The following is a 2,627-nucleotide window of genomic DNA, read 5'->3' on the forward strand; positions in this document are numbered from 1 at the left end:
CACTAAATCAGTAAGTTGGCAGCATCACCTTTACCTTAAATATAAATAATAATAAAAATATCACCGCAATCGATATACCCTCAGTAGCAATGAGTCCAGAGTCTCCCCGGCAACTGCCAGATGCCCGGAGGAGTGCCCCGCCCCCACCCGGCCATTGCCAGGCGCTGCATTACCCCGTATTTTGGTTTCCCGCTCCGCTGTGGGCGGGTATCAGGGCGAACGAGAGAGAGAAAATGAAACCACTATTTGTCTATGGGACGCTCTGTCCCGGTCGCAGCAATGCGCATATTCTGGAGGCGATCGGGGGCGAGTGGCGTCCCGGCTACGTCACCGGCACCTTTTACGCGCGCGGCTGGGGCGCAGCCGCCGATTTCCCGGGGATCGTCCTCGACGCTCACGGCCCACGGGTCAACGGCTATCTGTTCCTGTCCGATCGGCTGGCGGCGCACTGGCCCATGCTGGACGACTTTGAGGAAGGGTACGATCGGGTGCCGGTGGAAGTGACCACCGACGATGGACAGCAGATCAGCGCCTGGATTTATCAGCTTCAGCCCCGGGGGTAATCCCCCGCCGCGCTGCGCGGCATGGTACAGCAGCCCAGCGCGATCGCGAGTCTGGCGTCGTTTCTGCCAATGCAGGTATACTTGCCAGATGTTTCCTCAGTTTCAGACACGCAGATGACAAAACTCACCTTACAAGAGCAGATGCTCAAAGCCGGCCTGGTCAGCAGCAAAAAAATGGCTAAAGTCCAGAGGACGGCGAAAAAATCCCGCGTTCAGGCCCGTGAGGCCCGGGAAGCGGTGGAAGAAAATAAAAAAGCCCAGCTGGAGCGTGATAAACAGCTTAGCGAGCAGCAAAAGCAGGCGGTGCTGGCGAAAGAGTATAAAGCCCAGGTGAAGCAGCTGATCGAGATGAACCGCATTACGGTCGCCCGGGGCGATATCGGCTTTAACTTTACCGATAATAATCTGATCAAAAAAATCATGGTCGACAAGCCCACCCAGACCCAGCTGATTAACGGCCGTCTGGCGATTGCCCGCCTGGCGGTGGATAACAAGCCCGAAGGTGAATATGCGATTATTCCGGCGGTAGTGGCTGAGAAAATAGCCCAGCGCGACGCCAGCAGCATCGTGTTGCACAGCGCCCTGAGTCAGGATGAGCAGGATGAAGACGATCCGTACGCCGACTTTAAGGTACCCGACGATCTGATGTGGTAACCCCGGGCTTTCCCGCCGCGGGCGATCAAAACGGGCTCGCCTGCTGGATATGCATCGGCTCATGGCTGACGGGGTGGACAAAGCGCAGTTCGCTGGCGTGCAGCATCAGCCGCGAAGCGCATTCCGTGCCGGGCAGCTCCCGGCCACCGTACAGATCGCAGCCAAGGATCGGATAGCCCAGCAGCTGGCAGTGAATACGCAGCTGATGGGTCCGTCCGGTCTCCGGAGTGAGCGTCACCCGGGTTAACGCCAGCGCCCTCTCGCCTTCTCGCGCCTGATACAGGCGGTCTATGACCCGATAGCGCGAACGCGCCGGTTTGCCGTGGCGGGCGCAGAGCGCCATGCGCGGGAAACGGGCCGGATCTTTGGCGATTGCCGCCTCCACTATCCCCTCGTCTTCCGCCAGGTGGCCGCACAGCAGCGCCGTATAGACCTTTTCCACCGTGCGCTGGCTGAACTGCTGGCACAGCAAGGCGTTAATGCCCTTGTTGCGGGCGATCACCATCAGGCCGGAGGTGCCGAAGTCCAGGCGGTGCACCAGGGGGCAGCCCGGAAAGCGCTGTACCAGCCGATGATGCACGGAGTCGAGGTTGCGCGGATCTTTGCCCGACAGGCTCAGCAGCCCGGCGGGCTTATTGATCAGCACCAGGTGTTCGTCCTGATACAAGAGGGTGATCTGTTCGCGACACGGCGGCGCGACAAAGGTATCGATAATGGTGGACATCAGGCGGCCCGAAGAAGGAGTGGCTGGCGATAGTACCTCATTTTGCCCACCGGCACGATGCTGGCGCACAATCCGCCCTCGCGGCGGCGTCATTTATCACCCACACTTATCGCAAAGGCATGGCCTGTACAGGCAATGTGCTTTACACTGCGCGCTGCAAAATTTGTGTTAACCAACGAGTAATACGGTAATGGCGATGAACGGAACAATCACAACGTGGTTTAAAGATAAAGGTTTTGGATTTATCAAAGATGAAAACGGCGAAAATCGTTATTTTCACGTGATTAAGGTCGCCAATCCTGATCTTATCAAGAAAGACGCGGCGGTGACTTTCGAACCTACCACCAACAATAAAGGGCTGTCGGCCTACGCGGTGAAGGTCATTCCGGAAAGCAAATATATCTATATTGCCGGCGAGCGGTTGAAGCTGACCTCCATCAAATCCTATGTGGTGTACCGGGAAGAAGAGCCGGTCGAGACCCGCGTCGATAAAGAAAACGCCGTGCTGTCGGTCGGGCTGCTGATGAACAGCATCCGGCCAAAAGCCACGGTGCAGCCGGGAGAGATGCGCTCGGTGAAAAAGCTGGCGATCACCACCTTTCAGGGGACAACCCTGATCTTTTCGGAAGACGAAATCGATATCGATGCCACGGTAAAACTGCTTAAGGTGTAAGCCCTGGGGGGGC

At 57.5% G+C, this 2,627-nt stretch carries 4 protein-coding genes; 3 read left to right on the forward strand and 1 reads right to left on the reverse strand.

The features are described from left to right. Positions 1–233 precede the first annotated feature (233 nt). Both HMPREF9538_RS0127260 and HMPREF9538_RS18635 read left to right on the forward strand, forming a co-directional pair. Positions 234–563 (forward strand): gamma-glutamylcyclotransferase family protein, encoded by a 330-nt coding sequence (locus tag HMPREF9538_RS0127260; RefSeq protein ID WP_002910650.1) that lies wholly within the window; start codon positions 234–236, stop codon positions 561–563. A gap of 114 nt (positions 564–677) precedes the next feature. After that, complete coding sequence (locus HMPREF9538_RS18635) at positions 678–1,217, forward strand: DUF2058 domain-containing protein (RefSeq protein WP_002910652.1); 540 nt, start codon at positions 678–680, stop codon at positions 1,215–1,217. Positions 1,218–1,242: 25 nt separating this feature from the next. On the opposite strand, the gene HMPREF9538_RS18630 is transcribed toward HMPREF9538_RS18635, so the two are convergent. Continuing rightward, a complete protein-coding gene (locus HMPREF9538_RS18630) occupies positions 1,243–1,941 on the reverse strand; it encodes an RluA family pseudouridine synthase (protein ID WP_009484556.1) in 699 nt (232 codons plus the stop codon). Positions 1,942–2,131: 190 nt separating this feature from the next. Here HMPREF9538_RS18630 and HMPREF9538_RS18625 point away from each other — a divergent pair, with 190 nt between their 5' ends. Next, positions 2,132–2,614, forward strand: a complete 483-nt coding sequence (locus HMPREF9538_RS18625; RefSeq protein ID WP_002910657.1) for a cold-shock protein — start codon at positions 2,132–2,134, stop codon at positions 2,612–2,614. Positions 2,615–2,627 lie beyond the last annotated feature (13 nt).

It is taken from the genome of Klebsiella sp. MS 92-3, from assembly GCF_000195655.1.
GTDB lineage: Bacteria > Pseudomonadota > Gammaproteobacteria > Enterobacterales > Enterobacteriaceae > Klebsiella > Klebsiella pneumoniae.

What these genes read in the sequence shown, in the direction of transcription:
- HMPREF9538_RS0127260 (WP_002910650.1), top strand. Translation starts at nt 234, where the DNA reads ATGAAACCACTATTTGTCTATGGGACGCTCTGTCCCGGTCGCAGCAAT.
- HMPREF9538_RS18635 (WP_002910652.1), top strand. Translation starts at nt 678, where the DNA reads ATGACAAAACTCACCTTACAAGAGCAGATGCTCAAAGCCGGCCTGGTC.
- HMPREF9538_RS18630 (WP_009484556.1), bottom strand. Translation starts at nt 1,941, where the DNA reads ATGTCCACCATTATCGATACCTTTGTCGCGCCGCCGTGTCGCGAACAG.
- HMPREF9538_RS18625 (WP_002910657.1), top strand. Translation starts at nt 2,132, where the DNA reads ATGGCGATGAACGGAACAATCACAACGTGGTTTAAAGATAAAGGTTTT.